14 protein-coding genes, 1 tRNA gene and 1 other RNA gene are annotated in these 16,358 nt (G+C 60.2%); 12 read left to right on the forward strand and 4 right to left on the reverse strand.

Annotation, left to right across the window (positions count from 1 at the left end):
- Positions 1–84 precede the first annotated feature (84 nt).
- From tolB to ACLBXN_RS04890, 5 genes are all read left to right on the forward strand, one after another.
- Positions 85–1,404 carry a Tol-Pal system beta propeller repeat protein TolB gene (gene tolB / locus ACLBXN_RS04870; RefSeq protein WP_167010709.1) on the forward strand — a complete coding sequence of 440 codons (1,320 nt, stop codon included), beginning with the start codon at positions 85–87 and terminating at the stop codon, positions 1,402–1,404.
- Between the two features lie 67 nt (positions 1,405–1,471).
- Complete coding sequence (pal, locus tag ACLBXN_RS04875; RefSeq protein ID WP_034356711.1) at positions 1,472–1,999, forward strand: peptidoglycan-associated lipoprotein Pal; 528 nt, start codon at positions 1,472–1,474, stop codon at positions 1,997–1,999.
- Positions 1,999–2,760 (forward strand): tol-pal system protein YbgF, encoded by a 762-nt coding sequence (gene ybgF, locus ACLBXN_RS04880; protein ID WP_043007525.1) that lies wholly within the window; start codon positions 1,999–2,001, stop codon positions 2,758–2,760. The genes pal and ybgF overlap by 1 nt, the downstream gene beginning before the upstream one ends.
- Positions 2,760–3,584 carry a tRNA threonylcarbamoyladenosine dehydratase gene (locus ACLBXN_RS04885; RefSeq protein WP_447611352.1) on the forward strand — a complete coding sequence of 275 codons (825 nt, stop codon included), beginning with the start codon at positions 2,760–2,762 and terminating at the stop codon, positions 3,582–3,584. The genes ybgF and ACLBXN_RS04885 overlap by 1 nt, the downstream gene beginning before the upstream one ends.
- A gap of 108 nt (positions 3,585–3,692) precedes the next feature.
- Positions 3,693–3,768 (forward strand) — tRNA-Lys (locus ACLBXN_RS04890).
- Positions 3,769–4,174: 406 nt separating this feature from the next.
- On the opposite strand, the gene ACLBXN_RS04895 is transcribed toward ACLBXN_RS04890, so the two are convergent.
- A complete protein-coding gene (locus ACLBXN_RS04895) occupies positions 4,175–4,360 on the reverse strand; it encodes a hypothetical protein (protein ID WP_003056699.1) in 186 nt (61 codons plus the stop codon).
- A gap of 464 nt (positions 4,361–4,824) precedes the next feature.
- On the opposite strand from ACLBXN_RS04895, the gene ACLBXN_RS04900 reads away from it, so the two are divergent.
- The 4 genes from ACLBXN_RS04900 (at position 4,825) to rimO (ending at position 10,137) form a co-directional block, all read left to right on the forward strand.
- Complete coding sequence (locus ACLBXN_RS04900) at positions 4,825–5,259, forward strand: lipocalin family protein (RefSeq protein ID WP_447611353.1); 435 nt, start codon at positions 4,825–4,827, stop codon at positions 5,257–5,259.
- Positions 5,260–6,000: 741 nt separating this feature from the next.
- On the forward strand, positions 6,001–7,236 hold the full coding sequence (locus ACLBXN_RS04905) for a sensor domain-containing phosphodiesterase (protein ID WP_447611354.1): 1,236 nt from the start codon (positions 6,001–6,003) through the stop codon (positions 7,234–7,236).
- Between the two features lie 695 nt (positions 7,237–7,931).
- Positions 7,932–8,264 carry a hypothetical protein gene (locus ACLBXN_RS04910; protein ID WP_003056688.1) on the forward strand — a complete coding sequence of 111 codons (333 nt, stop codon included), beginning with the start codon at positions 7,932–7,934 and terminating at the stop codon, positions 8,262–8,264.
- 466 nt (positions 8,265–8,730) lie between these two features.
- Positions 8,731–10,137, forward strand: a complete 1,407-nt coding sequence (gene rimO, locus ACLBXN_RS04915) for a 30S ribosomal protein S12 methylthiotransferase RimO (protein WP_447611355.1) — start codon at positions 8,731–8,733, stop codon at positions 10,135–10,137.
- A gap of 298 nt (positions 10,138–10,435) precedes the next feature.
- On the opposite strand, the gene ffs is transcribed toward rimO, so the two are convergent.
- An RNA gene (gene ffs / locus ACLBXN_RS04920) (signal recognition particle sRNA small type) lies at positions 10,436–10,531 on the reverse strand.
- Between the two features lie 103 nt (positions 10,532–10,634).
- Between ffs and dnaX the strand changes: the two genes are divergently transcribed.
- From dnaX to recR, 3 genes are all read left to right on the forward strand, one after another.
- Positions 10,635–12,806, forward strand: coding sequence for a DNA polymerase III subunit gamma/tau (dnaX, locus tag ACLBXN_RS04925; protein WP_447611356.1), 2,172 nt, complete (start codon positions 10,635–10,637; stop codon positions 12,804–12,806).
- A 27-nt stretch (positions 12,807–12,833) separates the two neighbouring features.
- A complete protein-coding gene (locus tag ACLBXN_RS04930; protein WP_003056681.1) occupies positions 12,834–13,166 on the forward strand; it encodes a YbaB/EbfC family nucleoid-associated protein in 333 nt (110 codons plus the stop codon).
- Positions 13,167–13,330: 164 nt separating this feature from the next.
- Positions 13,331–13,921: a recombination mediator RecR gene (recR, locus tag ACLBXN_RS04935; protein WP_043007509.1), complete on the forward strand. Its 591-nt coding sequence runs from the start codon at positions 13,331–13,333 to the stop codon at positions 13,919–13,921.
- A gap of 126 nt (positions 13,922–14,047) precedes the next feature.
- Here recR and ACLBXN_RS04940 read toward each other — a convergent pair whose 3' ends face one another.
- Entirely contained in the window at positions 14,048–15,571 is a 1,524-nt protein-coding gene (locus tag ACLBXN_RS04940; RefSeq protein WP_447611357.1) for a transglycosylase SLT domain-containing protein, read from the reverse strand.
- Entirely contained in the window at positions 15,571–16,344 is a 774-nt protein-coding gene (gene gloB, locus ACLBXN_RS04945) for a hydroxyacylglutathione hydrolase (RefSeq protein WP_447611358.1), read from the reverse strand. Before gloB ends, ACLBXN_RS04940 begins: the two co-directional genes overlap by 1 nt.
- Positions 16,345–16,358: the final 14 nt, after the last annotated feature.

Below are 16,358 nucleotides of genomic sequence, written 5' to 3' on the forward strand. Positions count from 1 at the left end.
TTCTTACATCAGGAATCCGTCAGTGTGTGTAACATTCGCGCTTGTGTTTGTACCGGGCAATTCCGGAAATTTTGATGGCTGCCAATGACTATTGACCGACTTCCATCCCTGACAACCTGGGCGGCAGGGCCGCGCGCTTCCCGTAGAGCCATGCTGGCAACGCTAGCCGCCACGCCGGCCCTTCCGGCACTGGCCCAGTTCAGGGTTGAGGTAACAGGCGTGGGCCTGACACAGCTGCCGATCGCAATCGCCCCGTTCAAGGGGGAAGGTTCGGCCCCGCAGAAGATTTCCGCCATCATCCAGGCCGACCTGGAGCGCAGTGGCCAGTTCCGCGGCGTGGACGCTTCCGGCGTCGCGCTGGACGAGACCTCGCGTCCCGACGTGGCGCAGTGGCGCCAGAAGGGTGCCGATTCGCTGGCCACCGGCAGCATCACCCGCCTGGCCGATGGCCGCTGGGATGTGCGCTTCCGCCTCTGGGATGTGGTCAAGGGCCAGGATCTGGGTGGTCAGGGCTTTGCCGTGACCACCGGCGACCTGCGTCTGGTGGCGCACCGCATTGCCGACTACATCTACGAAAAGCTCACGGGCGAGAAAGGCATTTTCTCCACCCGCATTGCCTATGTGACCAAGGCCGGCGCCCAATACCGCCTGTGGATTGCCGATGCCGACGGTGAGAATGCCCAGTCGGCGCTGTCCAGCCCCGAGCCCATCATTTCCCCCGCCTGGGCGCCCAACGGCACCCAGCTGGCCTATGTGTCCTTCGAGTCACGCAAGCCCGTGGTCTATGTGCACGACGTGGCCAGCGGCCACCGTCGTCTGCTGGCCAATTTCCGCGGCTCCAACAGCGCTCCGGCCTGGTCGCCCGACGGCAGCCGTCTGGCCGTGACACTGAGCCGCGATGGCGGCTCGCAGCTGTATCTGCTCAGCGCCCAGGGCGGCGAGCCGCGCCGCCTCATGCAAAGCAGCGGCATCGATACGGAGCCCTGCTTCTCCAGCGATGGCCGCACCATCTATTTCGTCAGCGACCGTGGCGGCGCCCCTCAGGTTTACAAGGTCTCGTCCTCGGGCGGCAGTGCCGAGCGCGTGACCTTCAGCGGCACCTACAACATCTCGCCCGCCATCAGCCCCGACGGCAAATGGCTGGCCTATGTCTCCCGCGTGGGCGGTGGCTTCAAGCTGCAGGTCATGGATCTGGCGACAGGCACCGTGAACTCCGTCACGGACACCACGGCGGACGAGAGCCCGAGTTTTGCGCCCAACAGCCGTCTGATTGTTTACGCCACCATCCAGGGCGGCCGCGAAGCACTCATGACCACCACCCTGGACGGCAAGATCAAGGCGCGCCTTGCAGGGCAGGGCGGTGACATACGCGAGCCCGACTGGGGCCCGTTCCAGAAACACTGATCTGAAGTTTGCGTTCCCTCTTTCTTTCTAGTGATGAAGTCCGTTGTGGACTGTTCGGAGAAATCTCATGTTGACTATCAAACGTCTTTCTTTGGCTTTGGCTGTGACCGCTCTGGTCGCTGGTTGCAGCTCGGGCGTCAAGCTCGACGACAAGCCTGTTGACGGCTCGCTGTCGAGCCAGGGTGCCGGCGCAAGCGGCCAGGGCCAGAGCGGCGTGTCCGGTGTGGACCTGACCGGTTCTGCCGCCTCCAAGGCCGGCCCTCAGGGCGTCAGCCGCATCGTGTATTTCGACTTTGACAGCTACTCTGTCAAGGCCGATGCACAGCCTCAGATCGAAGCCCATGCCAAGTTCATCAAGGCCAATCCTGCGGCCAAGGTGCAGCTGGAAGGCCATACCGACGAGCGCGGCGGTCGTGAATACAACCTGGCTCTGGGCCAGAAGCGTGCCGAAGCCGTGCGCCGCTCCCTGGGTCTGCTGGGTGTCAACGACGCTCAGGTTGAAGCGGTGAGCTACGGCAAGGAAAAGCCCGCTGCCGAAGGCCATAGCGAAGACGCTTACGCCCAGAACCGTCGCGTTGAAATCAACTACCGTTAATGATGAAGCAGGCCTTGTTGACTCTCCGTCACGCAACGCTGCCTCGCCTGGTGGTGGCCGGCCTGCTGGCCGGCTCCGCCATCAGCGCCCATGCAGCCCTGTTTGGTGATGACGAGGCGCGCCGCGCCATCATCGAACTGCGCCAGCGCGTTGACAGCCTGCAGCAATCGCAGGAGCAAACCCGTCGCAGCCTGCTGGATCTGCAGTCGCAGATCGAGTCGCTCAAGTCCGACCAGGCCAAGCTGCGCGGTCAGAACGAGCAGCTGACACGCGACGCTGCCGAGTTGCAGCGCGGTCAGAAAGATCTGGCCAAAGGCTTTGACGAGCGTCTGCGCCAGTTCGAACCTGTCAGCGTGACCGTGGACGGTGTGGAATTCACTGCCGATCGCAACGAGCAACAGGACTTCGAGCAGGCTCTGGGCATGTTCCGTTCGGGCAAGTTCCCCGAGGCCGGTCAGGCGTTTGCCGCTTTTCTGCGCCAGTGGCCCAAGAGCGGCTATACGCCGTCGGTGCGCTTCTGGCTGGGCAACTCGCAGTACGCCACGCGCGACTATAAGAACGCCATCGCCAATTTCCGCTCGGTCATGACCACGGCTCCCATGCATGCCCGCTCGCCCGAAGCGGCCTTGTCCATCGCCAACTGTCAGGTGGAACTCAAGGACACCAAGGCGGCGCGCAAGACCCTGGAAGAGCTGCTGCAGGCCTATCCGAATTCGGAAGCCGCAGGGATTGCCAAGTCCAAGCTGGCGACGCTCAAGTAATGGCCGGATATTCACAGCCTCAAGCGGAAACAGCGCCCCCATCCGGCGCTGTTTTTTCTATGGAAGAAGCAGATGTGCAGCGCCGCTTTGGCGGTCTGGAGCGCCTCTACGGCGTGCTGGGCGCGGCCCGGATTCGTGCCGCCCATGTGGTGGTGGTCGGTGTCGGCGGAGTCGGCTCGTGGACGGCCGAGGCCCTGGCGCGCAGCGGTGTGAGCCGCCTGACCCTGATCGATATGGACCATGTCGCCGAGTCCAATATCAATCGCCAGATCCATGCGCTGACCAGCACGGTGGGTCAGGCCAAGATTGAGGCCATGCGTGATCGCATCGCCGAGATCAATCCGGCTTGCGTGGTCAATTGCATTGACGAGTTTGTCGATTCGGACAACTGGCTGCAGCTCTTGCCGGCCGGTGCCGATGCGGTGATCGATGCCTGCGATCAGATCAAGGCCAAGGCCGAAATGGCTGCGCATGCGCGCAAGACCCGGCAGTGCTTCATCTCCGTCGGCGCTGCGGGCGGAAAGCGCATGGCCCATCTGGTGGATATTGCCGACCTCAGTGCGACGACTCATGATCCGCTTCTGTCGCAGCTGCGGTACCGACTGCGCAAGCAGCATGGCGCTCCCAAGGATGGCAAGCGCATGGGCGTGACCTGCGTGTTCAGCCGGGAGGCGGTAGCTCCTCCCGATGCGTCTTGCTCCATCGAGGGCGGTGATGGCAGTCTCAACTGCCATGGCTACGGCTCGGTCGTGGCCGTGACGGCAACCTTTGGTCAGTGCGCTGCAGGCTGGGTGCTCGATCAATTGGCCCGGCAGTCGAACTAATCGTGAACTGAACCAACTAATTCGCGTTTTCGGCAGCGGGCCGGAAAAAAATAGATTACAATAACGTTATTCCACTGATTAGGCAACTACTGCTTTTGAGGTGTGGCAGGGTCTTTAGCTCAGTCGGTAGAGCAGCGGACTTTTAATCCGTTGGTCGCGAGTTCGAATCTCGCAGGACCCACCAAAGATAACAAGGCCCCGTAGCAATACGGGGCCTTTTTCTTTTGCTATCAATTAAGTAGCGGGAATCAGATTCAAGCTGCTTTTTCTTGGCATGTGTGCGGGCTTTTTTGGCAACCAACGAAGCAGCGCCTTGCAGGACCTGCGCAGTCAATGGGCTATGGCGGAAGCAATCCAATGCCAATCAGAATTGGTGTCTGGGCTCACTGCTCTTTCGGGTCCAAGGGCTTTTTCCTCAGTGTGTTGCCGGCTTTAGGAAGTGGCCTGCAGTACTTCCACTCGGGATCATTGAATCGGGGGAGTAGGCCCAAGCTTGCAGTGTGCGTCGCCATTTGTTCATTCCCCAAAACGGGCCCCCGCTTGCTTCGGCTGTGACAGGGTTTGTGCTGCAGTTCGGGCCGGATCTGCTGCTACGGGGTTTTACTTCTCCCGCGGTAGTTCAGGTCGGTGGCCGAGTAGTTCTCGCGCTTGCGCCAGTCCATCTGAATCGGGCCGGCATGGTTGGCAGGATAGGTGATGCGCTCTTTTTCGCGATTGAGTTCCCACTGCTTTGCATCCACGATGTGATGGACGGTGGACTCTTTGGATTTGCTCATGGGGCAGGCGGCCTTCAATCAAGTTGCTGAACCAAAAGACGACGGTACAGCTGCCGCGATGGCGCGTCCAGCGAATTCGCAGGGTGACCGATGGTTCGCTCGAATTGCGTTGGAATCACGACTACATCAAGTATTTCTAGGGTAGATGTGGATAGTTGCAGCAGGAGACATATGTTCGCCTGAGTGTCTTCCTGGGTGGCCAACAGGAAATGACACGGCCTTTGCTCGCGCATCAAAGCTGCTAACGGAGCTGTCTTCCAGCTTGATTCCGCCGGAATCGGGAAAGCCCGCTTTGCATGGCGGGCAGGAGCATGAATGGTTGAATGAGGCTTTCAACTTCAGGAGCAACCATGCGTTTTTCGAGAAGTTCGCTGATTCGCTGTGCCGCTTTGACGGCGGTTGCGGCGGGAGTTGTCTCTGCATTCTGGGGCTGTGCTGTCTCGGTCCCTCAAGGCTTGCAGCCTGTGAGTGGCTTTGATGTCAAGCGCTATACGGGCACCTGGTACGAGCTTGCGCGGATAGAGCACCGTTTTGAAAAAGGACTCAGCCAAGTCTCCGCGCAATACAGTCTCAACGAAGATGGGACTGTGACCGTCATCAACCGGGGCTATGACTCGGCGAAGCAGGAGTGGCGGCAGGCCCAGGGCAGGGCACGCTTTCTGGGCGACCCCGGTGTGGCAGCGCTCAAGGTTTCCTTCTTTGGTCCTTTTTATGGCGGCTACAACGTGGTGAGCCTGGATGACGAATATCAGACGGCCATGGTGATAGGCGGAAGCCTGGATTATTTCTGGCTGCTGTCGCGCAGCAAGACCCTTCCCGAGCAGCAATTCAGGCGCCTGCTTGAAAAAGCCAGCTCACTTGGGGTTGACCTGAGCCGCGTGCAGGTGGTCGCACAGTAGTACCTTCATGTGCAGAGCCATCTGCGCAGCAGCGGAGCGCTCAGAAAGTTCTCTCATGGACGAGCTGGAGTGGCCGGCGGGGGGCGCCATATGCGCGCTCGCTGGGGTGGACAAGGCTTTACGAGATCCATGCGAGCCATGTTTAGTGCAGTAACGAGTGGTTGAGCGTGAGAGATGCTGCTCTGACGCTGATCGTGGTGGCACCGGGAAAGCGCTTCATTGCGTCTTCAAGAGCGGCGCATGTGCTGGGGAAGAGGGCCGTGTAATAGGCTCCTGCCACTTTGATGATGCACCGTCTCATTGATCTCTCCTCGAACCCAAACAGTAATTAACTGGTTATCGGGCTATTTGTATCAAACTGAAACATAATTTTGTAAAGTCCGTCGATCTTGATGCAGTCATTGGTTCGGCCCAGACTTTCTACCCGTAAATGCATCATGCGAAGTTGGACGTGACTCCAGTTCGATTGCTGTCCGTTGCGGTGTGATGAAGAGACCTGGAGATGGGCGTTTGGTCAATGCCACCTGACAAGGTGATCAGGCCCGGTTTGGTGGAAAAGCGTGGTTGTAGCGGTGGCTGAAATCGAGGCAGATTGCGGAATTTGCCGGGTTGATTGACATTTTTTCCACGCTCGCTGCTGAGAAACTGGCTGCGCATCGAGGCTTATCGCTTCACATCGAATGCTGTTTTGTATTAAAAAGTGACAAAAGTCATGTGAGTCGACTGTATGTAAGAGGGGGCATGCAGATGAACGATCTGGAGCTTGAAGGAAATCGCCATCTCAATCACTTGATGAGATCTGGTGTGTGCGCCGAAGGTGTTGATCGCATACTTCGTGCGGTTCGCAAGCACCTTGGAATGGATATCGCCTTTGTCTCGCACTTCGGAGCCGCTGACCGGGTGCTCAAGCATTTGGACAGTGTTTCGGGCGGACCGCTATATCAAGGTCAGAGCATTCCCATGCAGGAGGGGTATTGCCTGAAGGTGGTCCACGGCGAGTTGCCTGAATGCATTCCGGACACCAGTAGTGTGCCGGCTGCTCAGCAGATTTCTGCAACCCATGCCATTCCAATCGGCTCCCATCTGAGTGTTCCGGTCCGGCTCACGGACGGGCATGTCTACGGCACGCTTTGCTGCTTCAGCTTTCTCCCGAACCCCACGCTGGGCGAGCGTGACATGCAGTTGCTACGGGCATTCGCCGAGATCCTGGCTGACCGCATCGAAGAGCAGGCCGCAGAGGAGCGGATCAAGGCACAGCTGGTTGGCGAAGTGCGTTCCGCTTTGGCGCACGGCGATCCGAGAATGGTGTTCCAGCCGATCTGCAGTCTGCGCGACAAGGCCATCTGCGGCTTTGAGAGCCTTTCGCGTTTTGATGTCGAGCCCAGACATACGCCGGATTACTGGTTCGACGTGGCAGACAAGGCAGGGCTTGGCGTTGATCTGGAGTTGTGCGCGATTGCCAAGGCACTTCCTGCGCTGCAGCGATTGCCTGCCAGCAGCAGCGTCAGCGTCAACTGCTCGCCACAATTGCTGCTGAGCAGCAAGTTCCACCAACTGCTGGATGGCATCGATGATCTCTCCCGCCTGGTCCTGGAGATTACCGAGCATGCAGCGGTCAAGGATTACAAGGCACTTGCCGTTGGACTGGAGCCCTATCGTGGCCGGGGCGCGAAACTGGCGGTTGACGATGCCGGCGCGGGCTATTCCAGCATGCGGCACATCCTCAATCTCGAGCCGGAAATCATCAAGCTGGATATGAGTCTTACCCACTCGATCGACACCGACGAGAAGCGGCGTGCGCTGGCCAGAGGCCTCATCAGTTTCGCGCATGAAATCGGAAGCCTCGTGATTGCCGAGGGCGTTGAGCGACCGGAAGAGCTGGAAATGCTTCAGAGGCTTGGGGTGGATTGTGCTCAAGGGTATCTGCTTTCCAGGCCGCTTGAGATTGATGCAGCGGCTGTGTTTTCACTGCACTGACAGGCAGCGACGGCTGCATCGACTGCTACACCGTCTGAGTGCCGATGAATTTGCCAGTGGCTTGCCGGATCAACTGGCCCAGTGCACCTGCATTGAGCCGTATTGACTCCACCTCATGCCCTTCTTGGCGAGGCCAGGGGAGTTTCTGAGGCCTTGGTGCGATGAAGCCTGCCTGGCCTGTACAGGCCTAGCGTAAACATCTATTCAGCGTTATCAACTGGTGCATTCATGCTGTTAAAAAATGTAAATCACAGAGGTGCAACTATGAAATGGCTGCTCGTCAGTTTCGCGTTCGTGGCGCTCACACTCTGTATGAGTTTTTTTTGCATCAATCGTGGATGACCTGAAGAAGGCCAGCGACCAGAATTGATCGGGAAGCTGTTTTGACAGCTCCCATGCAAAAGCATTTTCATCGGTCGATCGTGACCATCGTATTCATGGTGTTGGGTCAATTTCCATAGTTGCTCCCGCTATCGCATCGGGTTTTCAAAGGCGTTTTGATTCTTTGACAGCCGTTTGACAAGTCCGAGGTGAACGTTGCGGAGGGCCTTGCAGCGCGTCCGAGAAGGCTGCTGTGACGGGCGCGGCGGGTTGGAGTAGTGGGCAGGGCCTGCGACCCGCAGCCGACAGTTGACCCCTGTAAACACGTTCGACTATGCTTGTTGCATTTGGTCACATTGCATGGGGAGGGCGCTTTGCCAAGCATTGAAGTTTTCGAAAAACTCACTGGCCGCAAATTTTCCAATGCGGAGCTCTTGCACACCAAAGTGCTCGCTTTTCCTGAGGAGGGGAAAAGGAGGGTTGTTTACGGGCTGCTGGCCGAGGCCATAGACATTGACTACTCCCAGAAGTCGCTTTCCGCGCTGGGTGAGCAAATCAAGCTGGCACTGTGCAATATCGAGCGTGTTGTGCCCAGAGCTTTCGTGGGGCAGAACATTCGTGTGTACGAGGGCGGCAACCACCTGGACATCATCAATGATGGTGTAGGGAGCATGGGATGGTTGATCGTCGAAGAATATTCAATCTGATCGGCCAGCGCTTTCGGGAGTCTGAGAGGTCTGGGCTGGAGGGGGCGCAGGTCCTATTTTCAGTCAGCGTGATCTATGCAACTTTTTCGTCTCCACTTCAGTCAGCGAGCTTTGGGGTCTCGATGGGACCGGGCCACCACCTCATACCTGAGCTGTGGGGATAAAGACCAGGAGGGCGTGAGCAGCCCGGATGCGTAGCTGGTAAAATAGATAGATTGACCTGTTTGGGCCCGCGTCGATGTTTGACGGAGACACGGGCTTTTGATTTGTTGGTCGCGAGTATGCATCTCGCAGGACCCACCAGAATACAGGCGCTACAGCCATGGAAACTGTAGCGCCTTTTTCGTTTACCGGTTTTCTCATCGTGCGCGCAGCGGGCTCGAGCCACAGAGTCGAGTCTGCTGATCTGGCCGTTGAAATAAAATTGCTGCTTGGCGCGTAGACGCTGCGCTGCTGGAAAAATCAAATGAAATCAATCGACTCCGATAGCCCCACGCAAACCGCTATCCCCAAGGTAGGCTTTGTTTCGCTGGGCTGCCCCAAGGCCTTGACTGATAGCGAGCTGATTCTCACGCAGCTCAGCGCCGAGGGTTACCAGACCTCCAAGACATTTGAAGGCGCTGACCTGGTCATCGTCAATACCTGCGGCTTCATCGACGATGCCGTCAAGGAAAGCCTGGACACCATTGGCGAGGCTCTGGCTGCCAACGGCAAGGTGATCGTGACCGGCTGCCTGGGCGCTAAGGCTGGCAAGGAAGGCGGCTCCAGCATGGTGGCTGAAGTACACCCCAGTGTGCTGGCCGTCACCGGCCCCCATGCCACCCAGGAGGTGATGGACGCCGTGCACACCCACCTGCCCAAGCCGCACGATCCGTTCGTGGATCTGGTGCCTGGCAGCTTTGGCGACGCGGGCATCAAGCTCACACCCAAGCACTACGCATATCTGAAGATTTCTGAAGGCTGCAACCACCGCTGCACTTTCTGCATCATCCCCAGCATGCGCGGCGATCTGGTCTCGCGTCCGATCGGCGATGTGCTCAAGGAGGCCAAGGCGCTGTTCGAAGGAGGCGTCAAGGAACTGCTGGTGATCAGCCAGGATACCTCGGCCTATGGCGTGGATGTGAAGTACCGCACCGGCTTCTGGGACGGCAAGCCGGTCAAGACCCGCATGCTGGAACTCGCCGACGAGCTGGGCAAGCTGGCACAGCAGCACGGCGCCTGGGTGCGTCTGCACTATGTCTATCCCTATCCCACCGTGGATGCGGTCTTGCCCCTGATGGCCGAAGGCAAGATCCTGCCCTACTTGGACGTGCCCCTGCAGCACAGCCATCCCGATGTGCTCAAGCGCATGAAGCGACCCGCGTCGGGCGAAAAGAACCTGGACCGTATTCGCGAGTGGCGCAAGATCTGCCCCGAGCTGGTGATTCGTTCCACCTTCATTGCCGGTTTTCCCGGCGAGACCGAAGAAGAGTTTGAGCATCTGCTTAACTTCATTCGCGAAGCCGAGATCGACCGTGCCGGCTGCTTTGCCTACAGCCCCGTCGAAGGCGCCACCGCCAACGAACTTCCCGGCATGCTGCCCGAAGAGATCCGCGAGGCGCGCCGTGCGCGCTTCATGGAGGTCGCCGAGGAAGTCTCCACCCAGCGTCTGCAGCGCCGCGTGGGCCAGGTCATGAAGGTGTTGGTGGACAAGGCCGTCAGTCTGGGCAAAAAGGGCGGTGTGGGCCGCACCTATGCCGATGCTCCCGAGATTGACGGTGTGGTTCACATCCAGCCGCCCGAAAAGGCCAGCAAGACCTACAAGGTGGGCGAGCTGATCAGCGTGCGCATTGTGGGCACGCAGGGACATGATCTGGTGGGCGTTCCGGTTTGAGCTTCCATGGCGTCCCTGCACGGCGCCATGTCAATCCGGTAAAAATAGAAAGGTCGCAATTGCGGCCTTTTTTGCATCCGATTGCTTGGTTGCCGCTTTTGTCTGCCGGAGGCCTGCGGAAGACCTCGACGCAATGGCGGACTCAGGTTCGGCTTTGAACGGTGCCGCCTCCCCAGGCATGGGGCGTCGATGCGAAACACTTATTCTGGGCAAAGCGCCGCAGCATGGTGTTGTTCATGGTGAAGAATGGCCTTTCTCGGAAGACAGCCTCTTGTCTGTAAAGAGGTTTCCATCGAAAGGTGACGAGCCTGATCTCGGCACTGTATCCACAGTTAGGGCTGCTTGGTTCCCCACCTGACCCGGTTGGCTGCTTCCCCATGCGAGGAGGCCCGTCACTCTCGATTATAGATGCAAATCCGACACAGTTCCGCGAGCTGTGAAATGAGATTCCAGGAGCAGGCTTGTTGGCATGTCCCGGCCCCGTAGAATCAGAGGCTATGTCTTATTTAGTGCTTGCTCGCAAATACCGGCCCCGTACCTTCACTGAAATGGTGGGGCAGGAGCACGTGGTTCAGGCTCTGACCAATGCGTTGACCCAGCAGCGCCTGCATCACGCCTATCTGTTCACGGGCACACGGGGCGTGGGCAAGACCACGGTGTCGCGCATTCTGGCCAAGTCGCTGAATTGCCAGGGCCTGGATGGCAATGGTGGAATCACTGCAACCCCTTGCGGGGTATGCGCAGCATGCACTGAAATCGATAGCGGTCGTTTCCCCGACTACACCGAGCTGGATGCTGCATCCAACCGCGGCGTGGATGAGGTGCAGAGCCTGCTGGAGCAGGCGGTGTACAAACCGGTGCAGGGGCGCTTCAAGGTCTTCATGATCGACGAGGTGCACATGCTGACGAACACGGCGTTCAACGCCATGCTCAAGACGCTGGAGGAGCCTCCGGAGTATCTGAAGTTCGTGTTGGCCACGACCGATCCGCAGAAAGTACCGGTCACCGTGCTCTCGCGCTGCCTGCAGTTCAATCTGCGCCCGATGGCGCCCGAAACGGTTCTGGAGCACCTGACCCATGTGCTCGACAAGGAAAGCGTCCCGGCAGAACCTCAGGCGCTGCGATTGCTGTCGCGCGCCGCGCGCGGCTCCATGCGCGATGCGCTGAGCCTGACCGACCAGGCGATTGCCTTTGGCAGCGGGCAGCTGCAGGAGGCGACGGTGCGCCAGATGCTGGGCAGCGTGGATCGAAGCCATGTCTTTCGCCTGATCGATGCCCTGGCGCAGGGGCACGGGCGCGCGGTGGTTGAAGTCTCCGAAGAGCTGCGCCACAACGGTCTGTCTGCTGCATCGACACTGGAGGAAATGTGCGCTGTTCTGCAGCGCATGGCCGTGTTGCAGGCCGTGCCCGACATGCCGCTGGATGCCAGTGACCCGGAGGCTGCCGAAGTAGACCGACTGGCCTGTCTGATGCCACGCGACGAGACGCAGCTGCTCTACAGCATCTGTCTGCACGGACGCGTCGAGCTGGGACTGGCCCCGGATGAATATGCGGCGCTCACCATGGCACTGCTGCGGCTGCTGGCCTTCAAGCCGGAAAATGCCGAAGCCGGCACGGCTGAAAAAAAAACTCCGGCGCTGAGGCCTAGCCGGCCTGTTGTCCAGGCTCCGGCTCCGATTCAGCAGCCTCCGGCTTCACAGCCGGTGGCGAAGGAGGCGCCAGCGACCGAGGTCCAGTCCTTGCCGTCTGTGCCGCAGCCTGTTGTGCAAGCCGTACCGGAGCCCGCACCGGAGTCGGCACCAGCGCAAGAGCCTGCGTCAGTTGCCGCAATGGCCGAGCCAGAGCAGATTCAAGCGGTTGCTGATCGCTCTGATTCAGTTGCGTATTCCGTTGCAAGGCCGGTGATGCAGGCAGCCCCGGAGCCGACCCGGTCGCCAGCTCTTGTGGTGACGCCGGAGCCTGCTGTGGTTCAGCGAAACATGGCTGCTGCGAATCAGGAGGCCGCTGCCGAGGCAGGCCAGATGCCTGCCGACGATGCGTCCGAGAGCGCCGAGGCCGATGCTCCCGAAGAGCAGGATGCCGGCGAAGCGGCCTGGGCAGGCATGCCCGATGAGGGTTGGGCTGATGATGGGCGCTGGGGCGATGATGCCGAACTGGATGTCGGCCAGCCCCTGCATGCCATGCCGCCCATGGAGTCGGACGAACCGACAGCGCAGAGCGCAAGTGGCGGTTATGCCAGCACGGCCCAGGATGCAGCCCCCGTGGAACGTACCCCTGAGGGCGATCTGTGGTTTGACGTGGTGCAGCAATTGCTGCAGAGCGAAGCCGTGGTGGCCGTGGCGCGGCAGCTGGCGCTGCAGTCGCAACTGCTGGGTCGTGAAGGCGATCTGTGGCGATTGCGTGTGGAGTCCAGCTCGCTCAATCAGGCTGGCACACGTGATCGTTTGCGCGCTGCGCTGGAAGCGGCCGGTCATGCGCGACAATTGCAGGTCGAGCAAGGGCCGGTGACGGACAGTCCTGCCCGCCGACTGGCCCTGGAAAGACAAGCCAGCCAGTTGCTGGCCGAGGACATTGTCAAAAGCAATCCGCAGGTGCAAACCTTGATGCGAGACTTTGGCGCGAAAATCGTGCCCGGTAGCATCAAGCCCATATCTATTCAGCCTGAATAAGGCGTTTCAACAAAAGAAGGAATTCTCATGTTCAACAAAGGACAACTCGCCGGTTTGATGAAGCAAGCTCAGGCCATGCAGGACAACCTGAAGAAGGCTCAGGATGAGCTGGGCAATATCGAAGTCGAAGGCGAATCCGGTGCCGGTCTGGTCAAGGTCGTGATGACCTGCAAGCATGACGTCAAGCGCATCACCATCGACCCCAGCCTGTTGGCCGAAGACAAGGACATGCTGGAAGACCTGGTGGCTGCCGCCTTCAACGCGGCTGTGCGCAAGGCCGAAGAGACCTCCAACGAGAAGATGGGCAAGATCACTGCCGGTATGCCCGGCCTGCCCGGCGGGATGAAGTTCCCCTTCTGAGGGATTTCCCCCTGAGCGGCCGTGCCGCTTCCCCGGCCAAGGGATGGCTGCGATGCCGCGACGCGGCTCCTGCTTGCTGTCCCAGGCCGGGGTGTGCAGGGGAGTGAATGGCGATCTGCGCAGTGGCAGATCGCCTTTTTTCTGGTGACTGAAAGGACAAACCCGTGTCTGATGTGCAATCTCTGGATGCCTTGATCGAGGCCTTGCGCCGGCTGCCGGGCGTGGGCATCAAGTCGGCACAGCGCATGGCGTTTCATCTGCTGCAGCGCGACCAGGCCGGGGCGCTGCAACTGGCGCGGGCGCTGGACTCTGCGGTGAACTCGGTGCATCACTGCGAGCGCTGCCACACGTTTACCGAAGGCGCCATTTGCAGCATCTGTGATGACGCCGGGCGCGATGGCGCGCGGCTGTGCGTGGTCGAGGCACCGGCCGATCTGGCTGCCATGGAGCGCACGGGGGCCTATCAGGGCTACTACTACGTGCTGATGGGGCGGCTGTCGCCGCTTGATGGCGTGGGCCCCAAGGAAATCGGCATGAAGCAGTTGCTGGAGCGTGCCTGTGACGGCGTGGTGCAGGAGGTGATTCTGGCCACCAGCTTCACGGCCGAGGGCGAGGCCACGGCCCATGCCATCAGCGAGGCGCTCAAGTCGCGTGGCATCCTGGTCACGCGGCTGGCGCGCGGCGTACCCATAGGCAGCGAACTTGAATATGTGGATCTGGGCACGATTGCCCACGCGCTGGTGGACAGGCGCTAAAAATATTGCTTGAATTGGCTTTAATCGCCTATCCATAAAGCGTTTTTTGCTATCTTTTTTGAAAGAGCAGAAATAGAAAAGCCCGCTGGTTCTGCGAACAGCGGGCTTTTTTGTGGGTGGTGAGGCTTATTTGCGCTTCTTGGCAGGTGTACCGCCGCGAGCCTTGGGTTCGCTCTTGCCGCCACGGGGAGCGGGCGCACTGCTGCTTCTGGCGTTCTTGCTGGCGGCTGCCACCTTGCTGCTGCCACGGGTGTTGCGGGCCGAGCTGTCATTGCTTTCGGCGCGTGCGCTGCGGGCTGCGCGGCTTGGCAGGTAGGCAATCAGCGACTGGCCGGGGCGCAGGGATGCCGTCGACTTGAGGTCGTTCCAGTCCGCGAGGTTGGAGACGCTGATGCCATAGCGGCTGGCCACGCTGACCAGGGTATCGCGCTTGCGCGCCTTGACCGTGGTGCGCACGGTCACGACTTCAGGGGCGAAGGAGATCTGGCCGTTGTCTGCCACATGGCCGGGCACATCGGTCTTGACATTGGCATCGCGCGGCACCATCAGGGTCGAGCCGGCCTTGATCAGCATGCGCGGCGGGATGTTGTTGATGGCGCGCAGATCGGCTTCGCCCAGGCCTGCGCGCTGGGCGGCTTCGGCCACGGTGATGGTGGTGGGCACGGTCCATACCGTCCAGCTGGCAAACTGGCCTTCGCTATAGGCCTGCAGATTGCGGCGGAAGACCTTGGCATTGTCCCAGGGCAGCAGCACCTGCGGCGTGGCACGCGCAAAGATCACCGGCTTGTGAAAGCTGGGGTTGAGCGCCTTGAAGTCATTGACGCTGACATCGGCCAGCTTGGCCACCAGCTCCACATCGATGTCGTGCGGCAGATCCACGGCCTGGAAATAGGGGTGGTTTTCGATGATGGGAAGCTCGGTGTTGAACTTCTCGGGCTCGGCCACGATGTTCTTGACGGCTTGCAGCTTGGGTACGTAGTTGCGGGTTTCGGCCGGCATCTGCAGATCGAGGTAGCCCGCAGGCTGGCCTAGCTTCTCATTGCGCTTTATGGCGCGGCCCACGCTTCCCTCGCCCCAGTTATAGGCGGCCAGCGCCAGATGCCAGTCGCCGAACATGTTGTAGAGCTTTTGCAGATAGTCGAGCGCGGCGCGGGTCGAGGCCAACACATCGCGGCGATCGTCGCGGAAGACATTCTGCTTGAGGTCGAAATAGGTACCGGTGGCCGGCATGAACTGCCACATGCCGGCGGCCTTGGCGCTGGAGACCGCCTGAGGGTTGAAGGCGCTTTCGATGAACGGCAACAGCGCCAGCTCTGTCGGCATGTTGCGGCGCTCCAGCTCCTCGACGATGTGGAACAGATACTTGCTCGATCGCTCCGTCATGCGCTGGATATAGTCGGGGCGGGTGGCATACCACTGCTCCTGGTTCTGGACGAGATCCTGCTCCAGGTTGGGCATGGCAAAGCCCTTGCGGATGCGAACCCAGAGGTCGCCAGTGGCTTCCAGTTCAGCGACTTCGGAGCTGCCGACTTTGCCCTGGCCCAGGGGTTTGAGCGGGCCGTTCGGATACATGGGGTCGACGCTGCTGGTGGTGGCGCAGCCGGTCAATATCAGTGCGCTTGTCAGCAGCAGGGTGGATAGCAGCTTCATCAGAAAACGTTTTTCCATTGGCGCAGGGTGGCCAGCACGCTGGCGGGGTCCTCGGGCCTGGTTTGAGGATCATGGTGCACGGCGGCTGCGATCACATCGGCAGCGCGGCTTCGCATGAACGGGTTGATGGCCAGCTCGGTCTGCAATGTGGAGGGCAGCGTCGGCTGCCCGCTCTTGCGCAGTTGCTGGCAATGTTCCAGATACTGAGCCAGTTCTGGATTGTTTGGTTCCACGGCCTGCGCAAATCGCAGGTTGGAAATTGTGTACTCATGTGCGCAGCACACCAGCGTGTTGCCGGGCAGGCCGGCCAGTGCGTCCAGCGAGGCCTGCATCTGTGCTGCCGTGCCTTCGAAAAGGCGGCCGCAGCCGCCCGAGAACAGCGTGTCGCCGCAGAACAGCAGGGGCTGGCTTTGCGCCCGGGTGCTGAAGAAGGCAATATGACCGCTGGTGTGTCCGGGCACATCGATGACTTGCCAGGGGCCGCCGAGCAGCTCGACGCTGTCGCCGCCCTGCACGCGCGTGACGGGCTCGGGCAGGGACTCGTAGGCAGGGCCCCAGACGGGGGCGCCGGTGGCCGCGCGAATGGCATCGATGCCGCCCACATGGTCGGCATGATGATGGGTGACTAAAATGCCCAGCAGTTTCAGACCCCGCTGTGCCAACGTGCTCAGCACAGGCTCGGCCTGACCCGGATCGACGACCACGGCGTGTTCCGCATCGTGGAGCATCCAGATGTAGTTGTCGGAAAAAGCGGGAATGGGCAACAGGTTCATGAGCTGCAAAATTA

Source organism: Comamonas sp. C24C, assembly GCF_053345995.1.

Excerpts from the sequence above, each read along its gene's own strand:
- pal (WP_034356711.1), top strand. The coding sequence starts at position 1,472 with ATGTTGACTATCAAACGTCTTTCTTTGGCTTTGGCTGTGACCGCTCTG.
- gloB (WP_447611358.1), bottom strand. The coding sequence starts at position 16,344 with ATGAACCTGTTGCCCATTCCCGCTTTTTCCGACAACTACATCTGGATG.
- ACLBXN_RS04895 (WP_003056699.1), bottom strand. The coding sequence starts at position 4,360 with ATGAGCAAATCCAAAGAGTCCACCGTCCATCACATCGTGGATGCAAAG.
- ybgF (WP_043007525.1), top strand. The coding sequence starts at position 1,999 with ATGATGAAGCAGGCCTTGTTGACTCTCCGTCACGCAACGCTGCCTCGC.
- ACLBXN_RS04905 (WP_447611354.1), top strand. The coding sequence starts at position 6,001 with ATGCAGATGAACGATCTGGAGCTTGAAGGAAATCGCCATCTCAATCAC.
- ACLBXN_RS04885 (WP_447611352.1), top strand. The coding sequence starts at position 2,760 with ATGGCCGGATATTCACAGCCTCAAGCGGAAACAGCGCCCCCATCCGGC.
- ACLBXN_RS04930 (WP_003056681.1), top strand. The coding sequence starts at position 12,834 with ATGTTCAACAAAGGACAACTCGCCGGTTTGATGAAGCAAGCTCAGGCC.
- dnaX (WP_447611356.1), top strand. The coding sequence starts at position 10,635 with ATGTCTTATTTAGTGCTTGCTCGCAAATACCGGCCCCGTACCTTCACT.
- ACLBXN_RS04940 (WP_447611357.1), bottom strand. The coding sequence starts at position 15,571 with ATGAAGCTGCTATCCACCCTGCTGCTGACAAGCGCACTGATATTGACC.
- rimO (WP_447611355.1), top strand. The coding sequence starts at position 8,731 with ATGAAATCAATCGACTCCGATAGCCCCACGCAAACCGCTATCCCCAAG.
- tolB (WP_167010709.1), top strand. The coding sequence starts at position 85 with ATGACTATTGACCGACTTCCATCCCTGACAACCTGGGCGGCAGGGCCG.